This window comes from Burkholderia sp. Z1 (assembly GCF_014893795.1).
Taxonomy (GTDB): domain Bacteria; phylum Pseudomonadota; class Gammaproteobacteria; order Burkholderiales; family Burkholderiaceae; genus Burkholderia; species Burkholderia theae.
Map to the genome: position 1 here is coordinate 218,012 of NZ_JACFYL010000001.1, position 19,272 is coordinate 237,283.

Below are 19,272 nucleotides of genomic sequence, written 5' to 3' on the forward strand. Positions count from 1 at the left end.
CGCTTCGCCACGCCGCTGACCGGCAGGTTTTCCCGCCCCGTCGCGCGTCGCTTCGCCCCGGATCCAGCCCCGTTCGCACCGGCTCGCCCGATTCCCCGAAATACCCCCCTTTCCCGGCTTTGCTCGACCGATCGGCGTTTGACGCCTCCATGAATAATCGGTGTCACTGGAAAGCGGCATTCCGCCGTACCCGACTGGAGGCCCCGTGGCAGACGAGAGCGATCTCGACAAGACCGAAGCCGCCACTCCCAGACGCCGCGAGAAGGCGCGCGAGGAGGGGCAGGTCGCGCGCTCGCGCGAACTGGCTTCGTTCGCGCTGCTCGCGGCCGGGTTCTACGGCGCATGGCTGCTCGCGGGTCCGTCGGGTGCGCATCTGCAGGCGATGCTGCGCGGTGCTTTCACGTTCGATCGCGCGACCGCGTTCGACACGAACCGGATGCTGTCGGCAGCCGGCAGCGCGAGCCTCGAAGGCTTCGCCGCGTTGCTGCCGATCCTCGTGCTCAGCGGTCTCGCCGCGTTGCTCGCGCCGATGGCGCTCGGCGGCTGGCTGATCTCGCAAAAGACGTTCGAGCTGAAGTTCGACCGCCTCAACCCGATCTCGGGCCTCGGCCGGATCTTCTCGATCCAGGGGCCGATCCAGCTCGGGATGTCGCTCGTGAAGACCCTCGTCGTCGGCGGAATCGGCGGCGTCGCGATCTGGCGCAGCAAGGACGAACTGCTCGGCCTCGCGATGCAGCCGCTCGGCGCGGCGCTCCCCGATGCGCTGCACCTGGTCGCCGTGTGCTGCGGCACGACGGTCGCCGGGATGCTGGTGGTCGCCGCGCTCGATGTGCCTTACCAAATCTGGCAGTACAACAAGAAGTTGCGCATGACGAAGGAAGAAGTGAAGCGCGAGCATCGCGAGAACGAAGGCGATCCGCACGTGAAGGGGCGGATCCGCCAGCAGCAGCGCGCGATCGCGCGCCGCCGGATGATGGCGGCCGTGCCGAAGGCCGACGTGGTCGTCACGAACCCGACGCACTTCGCCGTCGCGCTGCAATACACGGACGGCGAGATGCGCGCGCCGAAGGTCGTCGCGAAGGGCGTGAACCTCGTCGCCGCGCGCATCCGCGAACTCGCCGCCGAACACAACGTGCCGCTGCTCGAAGCGCCGCCGCTCGCGCGTGCGCTGTATCACAACGTCGAACTCGAGCGCGAGATTCCCGGTTCGCTGTACTCGGCCGTCGCCGAAGTGCTCGCGTGGGTCTACCAGCTCAAGCGCTTCCGTTCGGAAGGCGGCGCGTTCCCCGCGGTGCCGGTCGATCTCGACGTGCCGGCCGACCTCGACAAGGGCACGTCGGTGCCCGCCGACGATGAACGCGAAGAAGCCGAGGACACGCTCGGCAAGCAAGGAGCATCCGCATGAGCACCCCGACCGGCCTGCTCGGGAAACGCCCGAACCCGTTCGCGGGCACCAACCTGCGCGCGCTCGCGGGCCCGGTTCTCATCTGCATGATCCTGGGGATGATGATCCTGCCGCTGCCGCCGCTGCTGCTGGATCTGCTGTTCACGTTCAACATCGCGCTGTCGGTGATGGTGCTGCTCGTCAGCATGTACACGATGAAGCCGCTCGATTTCGCGGCGTTCCCGAGCGTGCTGCTGTTCTCGACGCTGCTGCGCCTGTCGCTGAACGTCGCGTCGACGCGCGTCGTGCTGCTCGAGGGCCACACGGGCCCCGACGCGGCCGGCCAGGTGATCGAGGCGTTCGGCCACTTCCTGGTCGGCGGCAACTTCGCGGTCGGCATCGTCGTGTTCGTGATCCTGATGATCATCAACTTCATGGTGATCACGAAGGGCGCGGGGCGGATCGCCGAAGTGTCCGCGCGCTTCACGCTCGACGCGATGCCCGGCAAGCAGATGGCGATCGACGCCGACCTGAACGCGGGCCTCATCAACGAGGAACAGGCGCGCAAGCGCCGCCTGGCCGTGTCGCAGGAAGCCGAGTTCTACGGGTCGATGGACGGCGCGTCGAAGTTCGTGCGCGGCGACGCGATCGCCGGCCTGATCATCATGGCGATCAACGTGATCGGCGGGCTGATCGTCGGGATGGTCCAGCACGACATGAGCTTCGCGGCGGCCGGCACGAACTACACGCTGCTGACGATCGGCGACGGCCTCGTCGCGCAGATCCCGTCGCTCGTGATCTCGACCGCGGCCGGCGTGATCGTGTCGCGCGTCGCGACCGACGAGGACATCGGCACGCAGATCACCGGCCAGCTGTTCACGAACCCGCGCGTGCTGATGATCACCGGCGTGATCATCGTGCTGATGGGGCTGATCCCCGGGATGCCGCACTTCGCGTTCCTCGGGCTCGGCGGCGGCGCGATCTGGCTGTCCCGCTCGCTGACGAAGCGCGCGGCGGCCCGCAAGGCGGCCGGCGACGTGACCGACATCGCGCCGCCCGCCGTGCTGCCGTCCGACAGCCACGAGGCGACCTGGGACGACGTGCAGCTGATCGACCCGCTCGGCCTCGAGGTCGGCTACCGGCTGATCCCGCTCGTCGACAAGAACAGCGACGGCGAACTGCTCAAGCGCATCAAGAGCATCCGCAAGAAATTCGCGCAGGAAATCGGCTTCCTGCCGCCGGTGATCCATATCCGCGACAACCTCGAACTGCGGCCGAACGCATACCGGATCGCGCTGAAGGGCGTCGAGATCGGCATCGGCGAAGTGTTCCCGGGCCAGTGGCTCGCGATCAACCCCGGCCAGGTGACGGCCGCGCTGCCCGGCGCCGTCACGCAGGATCCCGCGTTCGGGCTGCCGGCCGTGTGGATCGACGTCGCGCTGCGCGAACAGGCGCAGGTGTACGGCTACACCGTGGTCGACGCGAGCACGGTCGTCGCGACGCACCTGAACCATCTCGTTGTCCAGCACGCGGCCGAGCTGCTCGGCCGCCAGGAAGTGCAGGCGCTCGTCGAGCGCACCGGCAAGGACGCGCCGTCGCTCGTCGAGGACCTCGTGCCGAAGACGATCTCGCTGACGACGCTGCAGAAGGTGCTGCAGAACCTGCTCGAGGAAGGCGTGCCGATCCGCGACATGCGCACGATCCTCGAGGCCGTGTCCGAACATGCGGGCCGCGGCGACGCGTTCGAGATCACGGCCGCGGTGCGGCTCTCGCTCGGCCGCGCGATCACCCAGCAGTGGTATCCGGGCGCGGGCGAGATGCAGGTGATGGGCCTCGACTCGAATCTCGAACGCGTGCTGTCGCAGGCGCTCGCCACCGGCGCGAACCCGGGCCTCGAACCCGGCCTCGCACACAACCTTCTGACCGGCACGCAGCAAGCGATGCTGCGTCAACAGAATCTCGGGCTGCCGCCCGTGCTGCTCGTGCAGCACGCGCTGCGCGCGATGCTCGCGCGTTTCCTGCGCCGCAGCCTGCCGCAATTGAAAGTGCTGTCGTATGCCGAAGTGCCGGACACACGCACGATCAAAGTCGTTAACGTCATCGGGGGTTCCGCTTGAACATTCGCAAATTCACCGGCGCAACGAGCCGCGACGCACTTCGTCTGGTGCGCGAGGCGCTCGGCGCCGACGCGGTCGTGCTGTCGAACCGCACGCTCGATGACGGCAGCGTCGAAATCGTCGCACTCGCCGATTCGGACCTCGCCGCGGTGACGCCCCCGGCTGCCGCGCGGCCGCGAATCGCCGCGCCGCGACTGCCGGAATCCGTGCCGGCCGCCGCCGTGCAGGGCATCGTGTCGCGCCCGGGCGCCGCGCTCGCGCGCCCGGCCGTCAATCCGTATGCGGCGGGCGACGGCGGGCTGCCGGACGTGTTCTCGTCGGTGTTCGGCGCCAGCGCCGATGCGGAGGACACGGCGGTGCAACCGTCGACGATCGATGCGGACATGCCGGCCGCGGTAGCGCCGTCGGTCGCCGCACCGGCCGCCGGTGTGCCCGCCGCAGGCGCTTCCGAACCCGCGCCGTGGCTCGTCGAGCACGCGAAACGCCTGACGCAGCAGCGCGACGCGCTGATCGCGCGCACCCAGGCCACGCCGGCCGCGCCGCAAGCGAGCGCACCGGTCGAGCAGCGCGCCGCGAGCACCACGTCGCCCGACTGGGCGCGCGACATCGTGCGCGACGCCGAACGACGGATCCCGGCCGCCGCCCCCCGCGCGCCGGACCCGAGCGCCGCGCATGCCGCGAAGGCGGCCGAGCGCACGCGCCTGTCGGCCGACGCGGCCGCCGTGGTGGCCGATGCGGTGAAGTCGCGCATCGAGCGGATCGTCAACGACACGGTGATGCACGAGCTCGGCGAACTGCGCGGGATGATGGAAGAGCAGTTCGACAACCTGATGTGGCACGACCGCCAGCGTCGCAGCGCCGTGCATGGCGCGCTGACCAAGCACCTGTTCGCGGCCGGTTTTTCCGCGCAGCTCGTGCGGATGCTCGTCGACAACCTGCCGTCCGGCGACGGCGCGCAGACCTTCGAACAAGCGGCCGAATGGGCGCAGTCGGTGCTCGCGGCGAACCTGCCGGTGCTCGACAGCGAGGACGCGCTGATGGAGCGCGGCGGCGTGTTCGCGCTGATGGGGCCGACGGGTGTCGGCAAGACGACCACCACCGCGAAGCTGGCCGCGCGCTGCGTGATGCGTTTCGGCGCGAGCAAGGTCGCGCTGCTGACCACCGACAGCTACCGGATCGGCGGCCACGAACAGCTGCGCATCTTCGGCAAGATCCTCGGCGTGCCCGTGCACGCGGTGAAGGACGCGGGCGATCTCGCGCTCGCGCTGTCCGAGCTGCGCAACAAGCACATCGTGCTGATCGACACGATCGGCATGAGCCAGCGCGACCGCGCGGTGTCCGACCAGATCGCGATGCTGCACGGCGCGAACGCGCCGGTGCAGCGCCTGCTGCTGCTCAACGCGACGAGCCACGGCGACACGCTCAACGAAGTCGTGCAGGCGTACCGCAGCGCGGGCGAGCATCCGGACCTCGCCGGCTGCATCCTCACGAAGCTCGACGAGGCGACCCACCTCGGCGGCGTGCTCGATACGGTGATCCGCTACAAGCTGCCGGTCCACTACGTGTCGACCGGCCAGAAGGTGCCGGAGAACCTGTACGTCGCCTCGACCAAATTCCTGCTGAAGAGCGCGTTCTGTGTGCCGCGCGACGGCTCGCCCTTCGTGCCGCAAGACGAGGACATGCCGACGCTGCTTTCCGCACTGACCGCACGTTCCACCGCCGAGCTGCACGAGGTGCGATTTGGATAAACGAATCATCGACCAGGCCGAAGGGCTGCGGCGCCTGCTGGCCGGGCGCGCGTCGCGCATCGTCGCGGTGACGGGCGGGCCGGCGGGTGTCGGCTGCACGTCCACCATCGTGAATCTGGCGGCGGCGCTCGCATCGCTCGGCAAGGATGTGCTCGTCGTCGACGAGCGCGCCGACGTGCATTCGGCCAGCGCGACGCTGGCGGGCGCGTGGCTGCGCGACGGCGAGCGCACGCGGGTGGCCGCCGGGTTCGGCCTGTGCGCGGCCGCGCGGCTCGCGCGTGCCGGCTACAGCGACGCGCAACTGAGCGACTTCATCGACGGCCCGGCCGACATCGTCCTGGTCGACGCGCAGCTCGGCGCCGATGGCTCGTTCTCGGCGCTCGCGCGCGAAGCGCACGACGTGCTGGTCGTCACGCGGGTCGCCGCGCAGGCGATCACCGAGGCGTACGCGTGCATGAAGCGGCTGCATTTCGCGCACGCGTTCGCGCAGTTCCGCGTGCTGACCAATCACGTCGCCAGCCACGCCGATGCGAAGACGGCGTTCGACAACCTCGCGGGCGTCGCGAGCCGCTACCTGACCGTGTCGATCGCCGACGCGGGCTGCGTGGGCGCCGATCCGCTCGTCGAGCACGCGCGCGAACTGATGCATGCCGCGGTCGACGCGTTTCCGTCGTCGTCCGCCGCGCGCGATTACCGGCAGATTGCCGCCGACCTGCTGTATTGGCCGATGCGCCCGCGTTCGGGTGCGGGCCGTGCCGTCCGTACCGGCGGCAAGCCGTCGTACGAGGCGGGCGCGGCACACGCCGCGTGAGCACCACCGGAAGGAGAGAGCCATGATGTACAACGCTCAAGGAAAGATGTCCCAGGCGGACGTGCTCGCGCAATATGCGCCGCTCGTGCGGCGCCTCGGGCTGCAGCTCGTCGCGAAGATGCCGGCGAGCGTCGACCTCGACGACCTGATCCAGGCCGGCATGATCGGCCTGATGGACGCGGCCGGCCGCTACAAGGAAGACCAGGGCGCGCAGTTCGAGACCTACGCGACGCAGCGCATCCGCGGCGCGATGCTCGACGAGCTGCGCAGCAACGACTGGCTGCCGCGCAGCCTGCGCAAGACGTCGCGCGAGGTCGAGCACGCGGTGCACCAGGTCGAGCAGCATCTCGGCCGCTCGGCGAGCGAGACCGAGATCGCGCAGCACCTGAACATGCCGCTCGACGAATACCAGGGGATGCTGCAGGACCTGCACGGCAGCCAGCTCATCTACTACGAGGATTTCGACCGCGCGGCCGACGACGAGCCGTTCCTCGACCGCTATCGCGTCGATCACGCCGATCCGCTGTCGGCGCTGCTCGACGAGCACCTGCGCGAGGCGCTCGTCGAGGCGATCGAGCGGCTGCCGGAACGCGAGAAGCTGCTGATGTCGCTGTACTACGAACGGGGTCTGAATCTGCGCGAGATCGGCGCGGTGCTCGAAGTGAGCGAATCGCGCGTGTGCCAGCTGCACAGCCAGGCCGTCGCGCGCCTGCGTGCGCGGCTGCGCGAACAGGCGTGGGTCGGCGCGGAGTCCTGACCCTTTCTCGACGGCCACGCGCGCCGACGCCGCGCGCTTGAGCCGCTTGCGCATTTTGCGCGCCGATTTGCTACAATCCTTCCCGTTTTCCGAGGAGCGTTGCGACGGACCGTTCCAGGTCCGCCAGGCTCGGAAGGCTTCACCAAGCAGCCGTGCGGCGCGCGTTTCGCGACCGTCGCGCCGGCTCCGCTTCCTGAACGGCGCTCACGTCACCAATCTAGAAACTTTTTAGAAAGGAGGGCGTGATGAACGCCATTATCGATTCGCAAGCTTCCAAGGATTACGTCGTCGCCGACATGGCGCTGGCCGGCTGGGGCCGCAAGGAACTGAACATCGCCGAGACCGAAATGCCGGGCCTCGTGCAGATCCGCGACGAATACAAGGCACAGCAGCCGCTGAAGGGCGCGCGCATCGCCGGTTCGCTGCACATGACGATCCAGACCGGTGTGCTGATCGAGACGCTGAAGGCGCTCGGCGCGGACGTCCGCTGGGCGTCGTGCAACATCTTCTCGACGCAGGACCACGCCGCGGCCGCGATCGTCGAAGCCGGCACGCCGGTGTTCGCGTTCAAGGGCGAATCGCTCGACGAATACTGGGAGTTCTCGCACCGCATCTTCGAATGGCCGAACGGCGAATTCGCGAACATGATCCTGGACGACGGCGGCGACGCAACGCTGCTGCTGATCCTCGGCGCGAAGGCCGAGAAGGACCGTTCGGTGATTTCGAAGCCGACCAACGAGGAAGAAGTCGCGCTGTACAAGTCGATCGCTGCGCACCTCGACGTCGACGCGACCTGGTACTCGAAGCGCCTCGCGCACATCAAGGGCGTGACCGAAGAAACCACGACCGGCGTGCACCGCCTGTACCAGATGGAAAAGGACGGCCGCCTGCCGTTCCCGGCGTTCAACGTGAACGACTCGGTCACGAAGTCGAAGTTCGACAACCTGTACGGCTGCCGTGAGTCGCTCGTCGACGGCATCAAGCGCGCGACCGACGTGATGATCGCGGGCAAGGTCGCGGTCGTCGCGGGCTACGGCGACGTGGGCAAGGGCTGCGCGCAGTCGCTGCGCGGCCTCGGCGCGACCGTGTGGGTCACCGAAATCGATCCGATCTGCGCGCTGCAGGCGGCGATGGAAGGCTACCGCGTCGTGACGATGGAATACGCGGCCGACAAGGCCGACATCTTCGTGACGGCCACCGGCAACTTCCACGTGATCGGCCACGATCACATGAAGGCCATGCGCCACAACGCGATCGTCTGCAACATCGGTCACTTCGACTCGGAAATCGACGTCGCGTCGACCCGCCAGTACCAGTGGGAAAACATCAAGCCGCAGGTCGACCACATCATCTTCCCGGACGGCAAGCGCGTGATTCTGCTGGCGGAAGGCCGCCTCGTGAACCTCGGCTGCGCGACCGGCCACCCGTCGTTCGTGATGTCGAACTCGTTCGCGAACCAGACGCTCGCGCAGATCGAGCTGTTCGTGCGCGGCGCCGAGTACGAGAACAAGGTGTACGTGCTGCCGAAGCATCTCGATGAAAAGGTCGCGCGCCTGCACCTCGCGCGCATCGGCGCGAACCTGTCCGTGCTGTCGGACGAACAGGCTTCGTACATCGGCGTGCAGAAGGACGGCCCGTTCAAGCCGAACCACTACCGCTACTGATGCGCCGCCGCCGCGCCGTGCCTTCGGGCACGGGCGGCGGCCACTGATCGTACCGCTCGACCATCGAACCGGAGCACTCCATGAGCGTCATCCTCACCTGGGTCATCAATGCGCTCGCGCTGCTGATCATCACGTACCTCGTGCCGTCGATCCACATCAAGAGCTTCGGCACGGCGCTGATCGTCGCGGTCGTGCTCGGCCTGATCAACACGGTGATCCGCCCGGTGCTGATCCTGCTGACGCTGCCCGTCACGATCGTTACGCTCGGGGTGTTCATCCTCGTCGTGAACGCGCTGTGCTTCTGGTTCGCGTCGTCGCTGCTGAAGGGCTTCGAGGTGTCGGGATTCTGGTCCGCGTTCTTCGGTTCGATCCTGTACAGCATCGTGTCGTGGCTGCTGTCCGCCCTGATCTTCGGCCAGCGCGACATCGGCTGAGGGCTGAACCCATCGAATCATGAAACCGATCGAACTCTCGTTTGAATTCTTCCCGCCGAAGACGGCGGACGGCGTCGAAAAGCTGCGCGCGACGCGTGCGCAGCTGCTGCCGCTGAAGCCGAAATTCGTCTCCGTGACGTTCGGCGCCGGCGGCTCGACGCAGCAGGGTACGCTCGATACCGTGCTCGACATGCAGAAGGACGGCCTCGAGGCCGCGCCGCACCTGTCGTGCATCGGCTCGTCGCGCGACAGCCTGCGCGCGATCCTCGACCAGTACCGCTCGCACGGCATCCGGCATATCGTCGCGCTGCGCGGCGACCTGCCGTCGGGGATGGGCGAGGTCGGCGAGTTGCGCTATGCGTCCGAGCTCGTCAGCTTCATCCGCGCCGAGCATGGCGACTGGTTCCACATCGAGGTCGCCGGTTATCCGGAGTACCACCCGCAATCGCGTTCGCCGAAGGCCGATCTCGAGAATTTCGCGCGCAAGGTGAAAGCCGGCGCGAATTCCGCGATCACGCAGTACTTCTTCAACGCCGACGCGTATTTCCGCTTCGTCGACGATGCGCGCAAGCTGGGCGTGGACGTGCCGATCGTGCCGGGCATCATGCCGATCACGAACTTCTCGCAGCTGATGCGCTTCTCCGAAATGTGCGGCGCCGAAGTGCCGCGCTGGGTCGCGCGCCGGCTCGAGAGCTTCGGCGACGATCGCGACGCGATCCGCGCGTTCGGCGCGGACGTCGTCACCGATCTGTGCCGGCGCCTGATCGACGCGGGCGTGCCGGGGCTGCACTTCTACACGCTGAACGCAGCGGCCGCGACGCGGACGATCTGCGAACGGCTCGACGTGTAAGCGCCGCCGCGCGTTTCGTATGTGCAAAAGCCCCGCCGGTTTCGCCGGCGGGGCTTTTTTTTGATGCCGATGCCGATGGCGCTGGTATCAGCGCTGCGCCTGCATCAGCGGCGGGCGGCGGTCGAACCACGGCCGCGCCTGTTCGAGCTGCCGCGCGAGCCTGAGCAGCAATTCGTCGTCGTTGTGGCGCGCGGCGAACTGCACGCCGATCGGCAGCCCGCGCGCGTTCCAGTAGAGCGGCACCGACATCGCCGGCTGGCCGGTCAGGTTGAACAGCTCGGTGCAGCCGGCCCACGTGAACGCCTTGTTCGACGCCTTCGCGAGCATTTCCTTCAGCAGCGGCTTGACCGGCAGCGCGGCGAGCAGCTTCATCTGCGCCGATTCGAACGGCGTCGGCAGCAATTCGCCGATCTTCACCGGCGGGCCCGCGAGCGACGCGCACAGAATCGCGTCGTAGCGCGACACGAGGCCCGACACCTGTACGGTGAGCTGGCGCTGCCATTCGAGCACGTCCGTCAGGCGCGTGCGCGCGAGGCGCCGGCCGATCACGGCCATCGCCCAGGTTGCGGCTTCGAATTCGCCGCGCCGCGGCGTGCGACCGGTCAGCGCGCGCGCGCCGAGCACCATCTCCTCGGCGATCGTCGCCCACAGCGTGAGGAAGGTTTCGGCCGCGCGTGCATAGTCGACGCGCAGCGTCGCCGGTTCGACATGGTGGCCGAGCGATTCGAGCAGCGCGGCCGCATCGTCGAGCGCCGCGCGCGTGTCGTCGGCGAGTGCCGGCGCGAGCATCGGATCGACGACGAGGCCGATCCGCAGCGGGCCGGGCGGCGTGTCGAGCGCGCCGAGGAACGTGCCGGGTGCGCCATGCGGCAGCGTCTGGCCGGTCGTCACGTCGAGCAGCAGCGCGCTGTCGCGCACGCTGCGCGAGACCGCATGCTGGACGACGAGTTCGCCGTTCGACGGCAGGTCGACGAGCACCGGGTTGCGGCTCGGCTTCAGGCCGAACAGCCCGCAGCACGATGCCGGAATGCGGATCGAGCCGCCGCCGTCGGACGCATGCGCGAGCGGCACGATACCGGCCGCGACCGCCGCCGCCGCGCCGCCGCTCGAGCCGCCGGGCGTGTGGTCGAGATTCCACGGGTTGCGGCATGCGCCGAACAGGACGGGTTCCGTGTACGGCATCTGGCCGATCTCCGACGTGTTGGTCTTGCCGAACACGTTGAGGCCGGCCGCGCGGCTGCGCGCGATCACCGGCGAATCGTCGCCGGGCACGAAATAACGGTAGTGCCGGCTGCCCATCGACAGCGGCAGCCCGGCGACCGCCGCGCCGAGATCCTTGACGAGATACGGCACGCCCGCGAACGGCGCGTCGGTGTCGCCATCGGGCGCCGCGGCCGTACGCTGGCGCGCGGCTTCGTAGTCCTGCAGCACGATCGCGTTGATCGCGCCGTTGACCGCTTCGGCCTGACCGATCGCGGCGTCGAGCAGTTCGCGCGGGCTCACCTTGCGTTCGCGCACGAGTGCGGCGAGGCCGATCGCGTCGTGCGCGAGATAGTCCGAGTGCATCGCTGTCACCCCCGTTGTGACGCGTGGCAATGATGGGAGCATAACGCGGGCCCGGCGCGATGGGCCCGCGGCCGGCCATTCTTACAGGTGCTCGGCGAGGAACGTCAGCGTGCGGCCGTGCGCGAGCGCCGACGCGCGCTGGTTGTACGACGCGCGGTCCGTGCAGTTGAAGCCGTGCTCGGCGCCCGGATACACATGGAACGAAGCGTGGCCGTGGCCGGCGAATGCGGCCTTGACCTGCTCGACGGCCGTGAGCGGGATCCCGTGGTCGTTTTCCGCGTAGTGGAACAGGATCGGCTGCGTGACCTTGCCGGCGAGGTCGAGCGCGTTCTGGATGCCGCCGCCGTAGTAGGCGACCGCGGCATCGACCTTGCCGGTCGCGGCCGCGCGATACGCGAGCTGGCCGCCGAAGCAGTAGCCGATCGCGGCGATCTTGCCGGCCACTTCGGGGCGCGCGCGCAATGCGTCGGCCGCCGCGCCGATGTCCGCGACCGCGAGACCCACGTCGGTCTTTTTCATCAGCTCGATGCCTTTGTCGCGATCCGCGCCTTCGTAGGTCAGCTCGACGCGCGGCTGGGTGCGCCAGAACACGTCCGGCGCGAGCGCGACGTAACCGTCGGACGCGTACTGGTCGGCGACCGCGCGGATGTGCGAGTTCACGCCGAAGATCTCCTGGATGATGATGACGGCAGGGCCCGTGCCGCGCTTGGGCAGCGCGAGATAACCACCGAAGCTGTCGTTACCGGTCGGGATGTCGATCCATTGTGCAGTCACGTTTTGAACTCCTGGCGAACGGGGCGCGTCGTGCGCGCCCCGGGGTGGAAGAGGGCGGCCTAGTGTGCCACCAATCGTACGGCGGTGCAGGGCGCGCGCCCGCTTCTCGCGCAGCGATCGTTTCGATCTCGATTATTCATTTTTCGGCGATGCGCCGCTTCGATAGAGTCGATGTGTCGGCCTTTACAAAGCGCTTTCGCGCATCGTCATCGAAGGATTCGCCATGTCTGCCCGCCTGTTTTCCACGCCCTTTTCCGAACGCTTCGGCCTGCGCCTGCCGCTCGTGCAGGCGCCGATGGTCGGCGCGACCACGACCGCGATGGTCGCCGCCGCATCGAACGCCGGCGCGCTCGGCAGCCTCGGCGCCGGCGCGTTCGCGCCCGAGCGCCTCGCGACCGAAGTCGAAGCCATCCGCGCGGCGACCGATCGCCCGTTCGCGGTCAACCTGTTCGTGTTGCCGGACGCCGCGCCCGATGCGGCCACCGTCGCGCGCGCACTGGCGGCGATCGATCCGCTGAACGCGACGCTCGGGCTGCCGCCGGGCGTCGCGCCCGCACGTTACGCGCCCGACTTCCGCGCACAGCTCGATGCGCTCGTGGCGTTGCGCGTGCCGGTCGCGAGCTTCACGTTCGGCGTGCTCGACGCGGCCGACGTCGCGCGCCTGAAGGCTGCCGGCACCTACGTGATCGGCACCGCGACGCACGTCGCCGAAGGGCTCGCGTGGCAGGCGGCCGGCGCCGATGCGCTGTCCGCGCAGGGCGCAGAAGCGGGCGGCCATCGCGGCACCTTCATCGGCTCCGCCGACGATGCGTTGATCGGCACGCTCGCGCTCGTGCCGCAGCTCGTCGACGCGACCGGGCTGCCCGTGCTCGCCGCGGGCGGCATCATGGACGGCCGCGGGATCGCGGCCGCGCTCGCGCTCGGCGCGCAGGGCGCGCAGCTCGGCACGGCGTTCCTCACCTGCACGGAAAGTGCGATCGCGGCGGACTGGAAGGCGCGCCTCCTCGCCAGCACCGACACGTCGACACAGGTCACGCGCGCGATCACCGGTCGCCACGCGCGCGGGCTGCGCAACACGCTGATGGCGCGGCTCGGCGAACGCGTGGCCGATGCGGCGCCGTACCCGGTTCAGAACGCGTTGACGCAGCCGCTGCGCCAGGCCGCCGCACGCGCGAACGACGGCGATTACCTGTCGCTGTGGGCCGGCCAGGGCGCGCCGCTCGCGCGGCGGCGCGGCGACGCGCTGACGACGTCGCAGCTCGTCGCTGCACTGGACGCCGAATGGCGTGCGTCGGCCGAGTGAACGACGGGTACCGTCGACCGCCCGAACGGTCATATCGGACGACGAAACGCGCGTGCTGTCACGCGCGTTTCATTCAATGATCCCGTGCACAAAATACCGAATCGAAATGACACGGGAATGCTTTAAAACCACCTTTCAGCCGGATCCCGGGAATTAGCGGAAACCCTTATCAGGCGGGGCTTGCGACGATATTCGAGTAGTCATTCCAGTGTGTGCATATCAGTAGTGTTACCACTACCCCAAAAAAGTCCCACAAATTAATTTGATCACCTACACTTGCGCGCAAGTACGAGCGGGTGGCTGCTAAAAGCGGCTGTTTTCACGTGCTTGAGGCCAAGTGCATGAACGATGCAACCGGCGAATCGTCCAGTGATTGCAAACACAAGGATGGCAGCGGGGCACCGGGCGATGGCGTTTATTGGGACCGAAACTGGAGACTTACATGAATATCAAAATGCAGAAGCTGTTGCCGATCACCGCTGCGGCGATGCTGTGCGTTGCAGCTGCAAGCAACGCGGCCGCCGATCAAGTCGTCAAGATCGGCCACGTCGCGCCCTTGACGGGCGGCATTGCACACCTGGGCAAGGACAACGAAAACGGTGCGCGTCTCGCAGTCGAGGAGATCAACGCCAAGGGTCTCACGATCGGCGGCCAGAAGATTACGCTGCAACTCGACGCGCAGGATGACGCGGCCGACCCGCGGCAGGCCACGCAGGTTGCGCAGAAGCTCGTCGACGACAAGGTCGTCGCGGTGGTCGGCCACCTGAACTCGGGCACGTCGATCCCGGCCTCGAAGATCTACAGCGATGCGGGCATCGTGCAGATCTCGCCGTCGGCGACCAACCCGGCCTACACGCAGCAGGGCTTCAAGACCACGTACCGCGTGGTGGCGACCGATGCGCAGCAGGGCCCGGCACTCGCGAACTACGCGCACTCGAAGGGCATCAAGAGCGTGGCGGTGGTCGACGATTCGACCGCCTACGGCCAGGGTCTCGCGAACGAGTTCGAGAAGAAGGCCAAGGCGCTTGGCCTGAACGTGATGTCGCACGACGCGACCAACGACAAGGCAGTCGACTTCCGCGCGATTCTGACGAAGATCAAGGGCGAAAACCCGGACGCGATCATGTACGGCGGCATGGACGCCACGGGCGGCCCGTTCGCGAAGCAGGCGAAGCAGCTTGGCCTGCGCGCGAAGATCTTCGCGGGCGACGGCGTGTGCACGGAAAAGCTGGCCGACCTGGCCGGCGACGCGACCGACAACATCGTGTGCTCGGAAGCCGGTGCCTCGCTCGAGAAGATGCCGGGCGGCGGCGCGTTCAAGGCGAAGTACGAGAAGCGTTTCGGCCAGCCGATCCAGATCTACGCGCCGTTCACGTATGACGCGGTGTACATCATCGTCGATGCGATGAAGCGCTCGAACTCGACGGATCCGGCGAAGATCCTCGCAGCAATGCCGGCGACGAACTACACGGGCGTGATCGGCAAGACGACCTTCGATTCGAAGGGTGACCTGCAGCACGGCGTGATCTCGCTGTACAACTACAAGAGCGGCAAGAAGTCGCTGCTCGACGAAGTGAAGATGTAACGCAAAAAGCGGTCAACAGAAGGGGTGAAAGCGCGCATGCGGCAACGCATGCGCGCTTTCTTTTTGGCCGGCGTGCGCCGTGCCGTCAGATCTTCAGGTGCGCGAGCACCTTCGGCGCGACGGCCGCGACGAGCGCCGCGCACAGCGCGACGACCGACAGGCCGATGGTCAGGTTCGCGGCCTGCGCGACCGCGCCGATCACGACCGGACCGAACAGCAGTCCGAAATACGCGAGCCCCGCCACATGCGCGAGCCCTTCGGCCGCGTGGATGCCCTTCACGCGCGCGGCGGCCGCGAACAGCACGGGCATCATGTTCGCGAGGCCGAGGCCCATCAGCGTAAAGCCGGTCAGCACCGCGGCCGGATTCGGCAGCAGTAGCGCGCCGATCATCCCCGCGCACGCGAGCGACGCGCTCGCGAACACGAGCTGCGGCGCGCCGAAGCGGGCGCGCACGGCGTCGCCCGCGAAGCGCGCGATGGCCATCCCGCCCGAGAATGCCGCGTACGCGGCGCTCGCGAGCGCGGGGCTCGCCGCGACGACGTCGCGCATGTAGACCGTCGCCCAGTCGTACATCGCGCCTTCGGCGATCAGCGCGACGAGCGCGATGCCGCCGAGCATCCACAACGCGGGCGAGCGCCAGCGGTTGCCGCCGCCGTGCGCGTGTTCGTGATGCGGCACATGCGGCAGCACGGCCGGGCTCGCGACCACGAGCACCGTCGCGCTCGCCGCCGCCGCGAGCGCGAGATGCACGGCCGGCGCCATGCCGGCCGACAGCAGTGCGCCGCCGGCCGCCGCGCCCGACATCCCGCCGATGCTGAACATGCCGTGCAGCGACGACATGATCGGCTTGCCGAGCGCGATCTCGACCGCGCTGGCCTCGGCGTTCATCGCGACGTCGAGCGTCGCCATCGAGAAGCCGAACAGCGCGAGCACGGCGAGCAGCATCCAGTAGTCGGGCACGACGAGGATCAGCGCCGCGCACGCGGACATCACGAGCCCGCCCGCGAGGCACGCGGTGCGCGAGCCGACGCGCGTGATCCAGCGCGCGATGGTCAGCATCGCGGCGATCGAGCCGCCGGCGACCGCGAACAGCGCGATCGACAGCAGCCCGGGGCTCAGCGCGAACTTGTCGCGCACGGTCGGCACGTGCACGCCCCATGACGCGTACATCATGCCGGCGACGAAGAACAGCGCCATCGACGCGGTGCGCGCGCGCTGGCGGGCCGGGAGCGACAGCACGCGATGCGCGTCGGGCGGCGCGGCGAACGGGGACGACGATTCGGGGGAAGTGGATTCGGACACGGGGAGGCTCGTCAAAAAATGCGCGGACGCACGCGGCGTCGGTCGGATTCGTCCGATTCTATCGAACCGCTTACGATCCTGCCGGGCGATGTCCGTTCGGCCGATGGCCGGGGGCGGGCCGCATCGGCCGTTCGACCGATGCGCGACGCGCAGCGCCCGCGGGTAACATCGAAGCACACGCGGCGCGCCCGGCCCGCCGCCCTTCGACCGCAGGAGTCCTCTTGAACATCGATCCCGCCTTCGCCCTGCACCTGCTGCACCGCTGCGCGCTCGGCACGCTCGCCACCCATGCGCGCGATCCGCAGGGCTTCCCGTATCCGACCGTCGTCCCGTTTGCACCCGATGCAAGCCATCGGCCCGTGATCCTCGTGAGCGGCCTTGCCGAGCACACGCGCAATCTCGCCGCCGATCCGCGCGCGGGCTTCCTCGTCGTCGACGCACCTGGCGGCGACGTGCTGAATGCCGAGCGCGCGACGCTGCTCGGCCGGTTCGTGCCGCTCGGCGACGATCCGCATGTGAGCGCGCGCTACCGGCGCTACGAGCCGGACGCCGCGCGCTATCTTGCGCTCGGCGATTTCACGTTCTGGGCGCTCGACATCGAGCGGCTGCGCTATATCGGCGGCTTCGGGCTCATGGGCTGGGTCGACGGCACCCTTCTCGACGCGTTGCCGCCGCTCGCTTTCGACGAGGAGCAGGCGCTGTGGGACGCATACGATGCCGGCGATGCGCGCCGCGACGGGCTCGCATTGCTTGGCGTCGATCGCCATGGCGCCGACTGGCGATGCGACGGCCGCCGCGTGCGCACGCCATTCGACGCGCCGTCGGCCGATACCGGCGCGCTGCGCGACCGGCTGATCGCGTGCGCTCGGGATGTGGCGTGACGTCGCGGGTGCCGATTTGTCCGTTTAGCAAAACGTGCCGTCCGATTTTTGCAAAGCTGTCGTCCTATGAAAGCTTTGATTTTTCGAATGCAGGGTAATTGCGTATGTTGATAGGCCGAATAGACAATCGCTAATGTCCTAATCTCTGTGGAGAGACGTAAAAATTTGAGAAATGGCCGCGGCCGGTCAAAATGACATGTGCGAAATTCAATTGGCCTCGGGATTTTCATGAATACCGCTTCTATCAAATCTTTTTTGTGCTAATCTCTGCCTTCGAAAATCCGAGGCACATATATTTCATGAATGGTGAGCTGGCTGCAGACCGGCGCCATTGGTCAGATAGAAAGGGAAACTATGTCTTCTTACAAGGACCTGCTGGCCCAGCGGGAGAAGCTGGAGAAGCAAATCGAAGAAGCGAAGTCGCGTGAATACGCTGAAGTGCTGAATGACGTGAAGCAGAAAATTGCCGACTATGGCTTTTCGCTCGCCGATCTCGGTCTCAGCCGCGCGAAGGCAGGTAAGGTCGGCCGTCCGCGCGCAGGCGTGGCCGCGAAATATCGCGATCCGGAAACGGGCGCGACGTGGTCGGGCCGCGGCAAGCCGCCGCGCTGGATTGCAGGCAAGAACCGCGAACAGTTTGCGATTTAAACGTTTGTTTAAGTCGTCTGTTCTTCAAAAGAGCCGCGTGTCCGTTCAGGAGCGCGGCTTTTTTGTTTCCGGGTGTCGGCAGGCGCCTGTGCATTGTCATAAAAATGTAAGAATTGCATGTGAATGGAAATGCGACACGTTCGCATAAGCAGTTGATTTAAATGAGGAATTTGTGGGTATTGGACGGGCTCGCGACGCGCCTTTGATAGAATTGCGCATCGCACACCGATATCTCATATTTCATGTCCACGTTTTCCGGCGACGCTCAGAGCGCAGATAAGCACGCGGTTGCGCGCAAGAGCACACTCGTCAGTATTGTTCTGAATGTCGTGCTTGCGACATTTCAGATCGTCGTCGGCACGATTGCGCATTCGCAGGCATTGATTGCCGACGGTGTGCATTCGATATCCGATTTGATCTCGGATTTTGTCGTGCTGGTTGCGAATCGGCATAGTGGTGCATCGCCCGATGCCGACCACAATTACGGACACAGCCGCTACGAGACGGTTGCGTCGCTGTTTCTCGGCGCGATCCTGATTGCGGTCGGGATCGGCATGCTCTGGCGGGCCGGCGACCGGCTCGTTAATCTCGAAAACATTCCGGCCGTGCATTTTTCCGCGCTGATCGTTGCGCTGACGGTGCTCGTGTCGAAAGAAGCGCTGTTTCGCTACATGCTGCGCGAGGCGCGGCGCGTGCGTTCGGCGATGCTCGTCGCGAACGCCTGGCACGCGCGTTCGGATGCCGCGTCGTCGCTCGTCGTCGCGATCGGCATCGTCGGCAGCCTGGCCGGCGTGCGGCTGCTCGACCCGATCGCGGCCGCGATCGTCGGCTTCATGGTCGCGCGCATGGGCTGGACGTTCGGTTATGACGCGTTGCAGGACCTGTCCGACCGCGCGCTCGATACGGCCGATACGGCCGAGATCCGCGCGCTGCTCGCGGCGACCCCCGGCGTGCGCGACGTGCACGACCTGCGCACGCGCAAGATGGGCGATGCCGCGCTCGTCGACGCGCACATCCTCGTCGATCCGAAGATCTCCGTCTCCGAAGGGCATTACATCGCCGAGACCGCGCGTGCGCGCGTGCTGTCCGACCAGCGCGTGCTCGACGCGCTGATCCATGTCGACCCGGAGAACGACGCGGCGCGCCGTCCGGCGCTCGCGCTGCCGCCGCGCGGCGAGATCGCGGCACGGCTCGAGGCCGCGCTCGCGCAGCGCGGGCTGCGCGCGGCGGCGATCAACCTGCATTACCTGAGTACGGGGCTCGAGATCGACGTGACGCTCGCCAGCGATCCGCACGACACCGATGCGGCGCTGGGCAGCCGGCTCGACGTCGCCGCGCTGGAGCGCGAGTTCGGCGCGCGCCGGATCGGCTTCACGCGCGCGATGCCCGTGCAGGCGTAACAGGGCCGCCGATAACGGTCACCGCGACCGGGAGCCGGCCGCGCCCG

16 protein-coding genes and 1 riboswitch are annotated in these 19,272 nt (G+C 67.6%); of the genes, 13 read left to right on the forward strand and 3 right to left on the reverse strand.

The window, feature by feature from the left end:
• Nucleotides 1–205: 205 nt before the first annotated feature.
• The 8 genes from flhB to metF all read left to right on the forward strand — a co-directional run bounded on the left by flhB (nucleotide 206) and on the right by metF (nucleotide 9,765).
• Entirely contained in the window at nucleotides 206–1,405 is a 1,200-nt protein-coding gene (gene flhB, locus H3H55_RS00955; protein ID WP_193097444.1) for a flagellar biosynthesis protein FlhB, read from the forward strand.
• Nucleotides 1,402–3,501: a flagellar biosynthesis protein FlhA gene (gene flhA / locus H3H55_RS00960; protein ID WP_129513457.1), complete on the forward strand. Its 2,100-nt coding sequence runs from the start codon at nucleotides 1,402–1,404 to the stop codon at nucleotides 3,499–3,501. The genes flhB and flhA overlap by 4 nt, the downstream gene beginning before the upstream one ends.
• Nucleotides 3,498–5,249 (forward strand): flagellar biosynthesis protein FlhF, encoded by a 1,752-nt coding sequence (gene flhF, locus H3H55_RS00965; protein WP_193097445.1) that lies wholly within the window; start codon nucleotides 3,498–3,500, stop codon nucleotides 5,247–5,249. Before flhA ends, flhF begins: the two co-directional genes overlap by 4 nt.
• On the forward strand, nucleotides 5,242–6,060 hold the full coding sequence (locus tag H3H55_RS00970; RefSeq protein ID WP_193097446.1) for a MinD/ParA family protein: 819 nt from the start codon (nucleotides 5,242–5,244) through the stop codon (nucleotides 6,058–6,060). Before flhF ends, H3H55_RS00970 begins: the two co-directional genes overlap by 8 nt.
• 22 nt (nucleotides 6,061–6,082) lie before the next feature.
• Nucleotides 6,083–6,817 (forward strand): RNA polymerase sigma factor FliA, encoded by a 735-nt coding sequence (locus tag H3H55_RS00975; RefSeq protein WP_006484033.1) that lies wholly within the window; start codon nucleotides 6,083–6,085, stop codon nucleotides 6,815–6,817.
• A gap of 85 nt (nucleotides 6,818–6,902) precedes the next feature.
• Nucleotides 6,903–7,030: riboswitch (S-adenosyl-L-homocysteine riboswitch) on the forward strand.
• Nucleotides 7,031–7,062: 32 nt separating this feature from the next.
• The gene (gene ahcY / locus H3H55_RS00980) at nucleotides 7,063–8,481 is read left to right on the forward strand and encodes an adenosylhomocysteinase (protein ID WP_193097447.1); all 1,419 of its coding nucleotides are present in this window, start codon (nucleotides 7,063–7,065) and stop codon (nucleotides 8,479–8,481) included.
• An 80-nt stretch (nucleotides 8,482–8,561) separates the two neighbouring features.
• Nucleotides 8,562–8,915, forward strand: a complete 354-nt coding sequence (locus H3H55_RS00985; RefSeq protein ID WP_011882923.1) for a phage holin family protein — start codon at nucleotides 8,562–8,564, stop codon at nucleotides 8,913–8,915.
• A 19-nt stretch (nucleotides 8,916–8,934) separates the two neighbouring features.
• Nucleotides 8,935–9,765, forward strand: a complete 831-nt coding sequence (gene metF, locus H3H55_RS00990; RefSeq protein WP_048248132.1) for a methylenetetrahydrofolate reductase [NAD(P)H] — start codon at nucleotides 8,935–8,937, stop codon at nucleotides 9,763–9,765.
• Between the two features lie 87 nt (nucleotides 9,766–9,852).
• Here the strand turns inward: metF and H3H55_RS00995 are convergent, their stop codons facing one another.
• Both H3H55_RS00995 and H3H55_RS01000 read right to left on the reverse strand, forming a co-directional pair.
• Entirely contained in the window at nucleotides 9,853–11,331 is a 1,479-nt protein-coding gene (locus H3H55_RS00995; RefSeq protein WP_193097448.1) for an amidase, read from the reverse strand.
• An 81-nt stretch (nucleotides 11,332–11,412) separates the two neighbouring features.
• Nucleotides 11,413–12,105 (reverse strand): dienelactone hydrolase family protein, encoded by a 693-nt coding sequence (locus H3H55_RS01000; protein WP_193097449.1) that lies wholly within the window; start codon nucleotides 12,103–12,105, stop codon nucleotides 11,413–11,415.
• Between the two features lie 223 nt (nucleotides 12,106–12,328).
• Here H3H55_RS01000 and H3H55_RS01005 point away from each other — a divergent pair, with 223 nt between their 5' ends.
• Together H3H55_RS01005 and H3H55_RS01010 are read left to right on the forward strand one after the other, a co-directional pair.
• The gene (locus tag H3H55_RS01005; protein WP_193097450.1) at nucleotides 12,329–13,408 is read left to right on the forward strand and encodes an NAD(P)H-dependent flavin oxidoreductase; all 1,080 of its coding nucleotides are present in this window, start codon (nucleotides 12,329–12,331) and stop codon (nucleotides 13,406–13,408) included.
• 442 nt (nucleotides 13,409–13,850) lie between these two features.
• On the forward strand, nucleotides 13,851–14,993 hold the full coding sequence (locus tag H3H55_RS01010) for a branched-chain amino acid ABC transporter substrate-binding protein (RefSeq protein WP_129513464.1): 1,143 nt from the start codon (nucleotides 13,851–13,853) through the stop codon (nucleotides 14,991–14,993).
• An 85-nt stretch (nucleotides 14,994–15,078) separates the two neighbouring features.
• Here H3H55_RS01010 and H3H55_RS01015 read toward each other — a convergent pair whose 3' ends face one another.
• Complete coding sequence (locus H3H55_RS01015) at nucleotides 15,079–16,296, reverse strand: MFS transporter (protein ID WP_193097451.1); 1,218 nt, start codon at nucleotides 16,294–16,296, stop codon at nucleotides 15,079–15,081.
• A 221-nt stretch (nucleotides 16,297–16,517) separates the two neighbouring features.
• Between H3H55_RS01015 and H3H55_RS01020 the strand changes: the two genes are divergently transcribed.
• From H3H55_RS01020 to H3H55_RS01030, 3 genes are all read left to right on the forward strand, one after another.
• Nucleotides 16,518–17,177 carry a HugZ family protein gene (locus H3H55_RS01020; protein WP_193097452.1) on the forward strand — a complete coding sequence of 220 codons (660 nt, stop codon included), beginning with the start codon at nucleotides 16,518–16,520 and terminating at the stop codon, nucleotides 17,175–17,177.
• 354 nt (nucleotides 17,178–17,531) lie between these two features.
• Nucleotides 17,532–17,825, forward strand: coding sequence for an H-NS family nucleoid-associated regulatory protein (locus H3H55_RS01025; protein ID WP_039324408.1), 294 nt, complete (start codon nucleotides 17,532–17,534; stop codon nucleotides 17,823–17,825).
• Between the two features lie 242 nt (nucleotides 17,826–18,067).
• Complete coding sequence (locus tag H3H55_RS01030; RefSeq protein ID WP_129513467.1) at nucleotides 18,068–19,225, forward strand: cation diffusion facilitator family transporter; 1,158 nt, start codon at nucleotides 18,068–18,070, stop codon at nucleotides 19,223–19,225.
• The last annotated feature ends 47 nt before the right edge of the window (nucleotides 19,226–19,272 follow it).

Excerpts from the sequence above, each read along its gene's own strand:
- H3H55_RS01005 (WP_193097450.1), top strand. The coding sequence starts at position 12,329 with ATGTCTGCCCGCCTGTTTTCCACGCCCTTTTCCGAACGCTTCGGCCTG.
- H3H55_RS01030 (WP_129513467.1), top strand. The coding sequence starts at position 18,068 with ATGTCCACGTTTTCCGGCGACGCTCAGAGCGCAGATAAGCACGCGGTT.
- H3H55_RS01025 (WP_039324408.1), top strand. The coding sequence starts at position 17,532 with ATGTCTTCTTACAAGGACCTGCTGGCCCAGCGGGAGAAGCTGGAGAAG.
- flhA (WP_129513457.1), top strand. The coding sequence starts at position 1,402 with ATGAGCACCCCGACCGGCCTGCTCGGGAAACGCCCGAACCCGTTCGCG.
- H3H55_RS00975 (WP_006484033.1), top strand. The coding sequence starts at position 6,083 with ATGATGTACAACGCTCAAGGAAAGATGTCCCAGGCGGACGTGCTCGCG.
- H3H55_RS00995 (WP_193097448.1), bottom strand. The coding sequence starts at position 11,331 with ATGCACTCGGACTATCTCGCGCACGACGCGATCGGCCTCGCCGCACTC.
- H3H55_RS01010 (WP_129513464.1), top strand. The coding sequence starts at position 13,851 with ATGAATATCAAAATGCAGAAGCTGTTGCCGATCACCGCTGCGGCGATG.
- metF (WP_048248132.1), top strand. The coding sequence starts at position 8,935 with ATGAAACCGATCGAACTCTCGTTTGAATTCTTCCCGCCGAAGACGGCG.
- ahcY (WP_193097447.1), top strand. The coding sequence starts at position 7,063 with ATGAACGCCATTATCGATTCGCAAGCTTCCAAGGATTACGTCGTCGCC.
- H3H55_RS00985 (WP_011882923.1), top strand. The coding sequence starts at position 8,562 with ATGAGCGTCATCCTCACCTGGGTCATCAATGCGCTCGCGCTGCTGATC.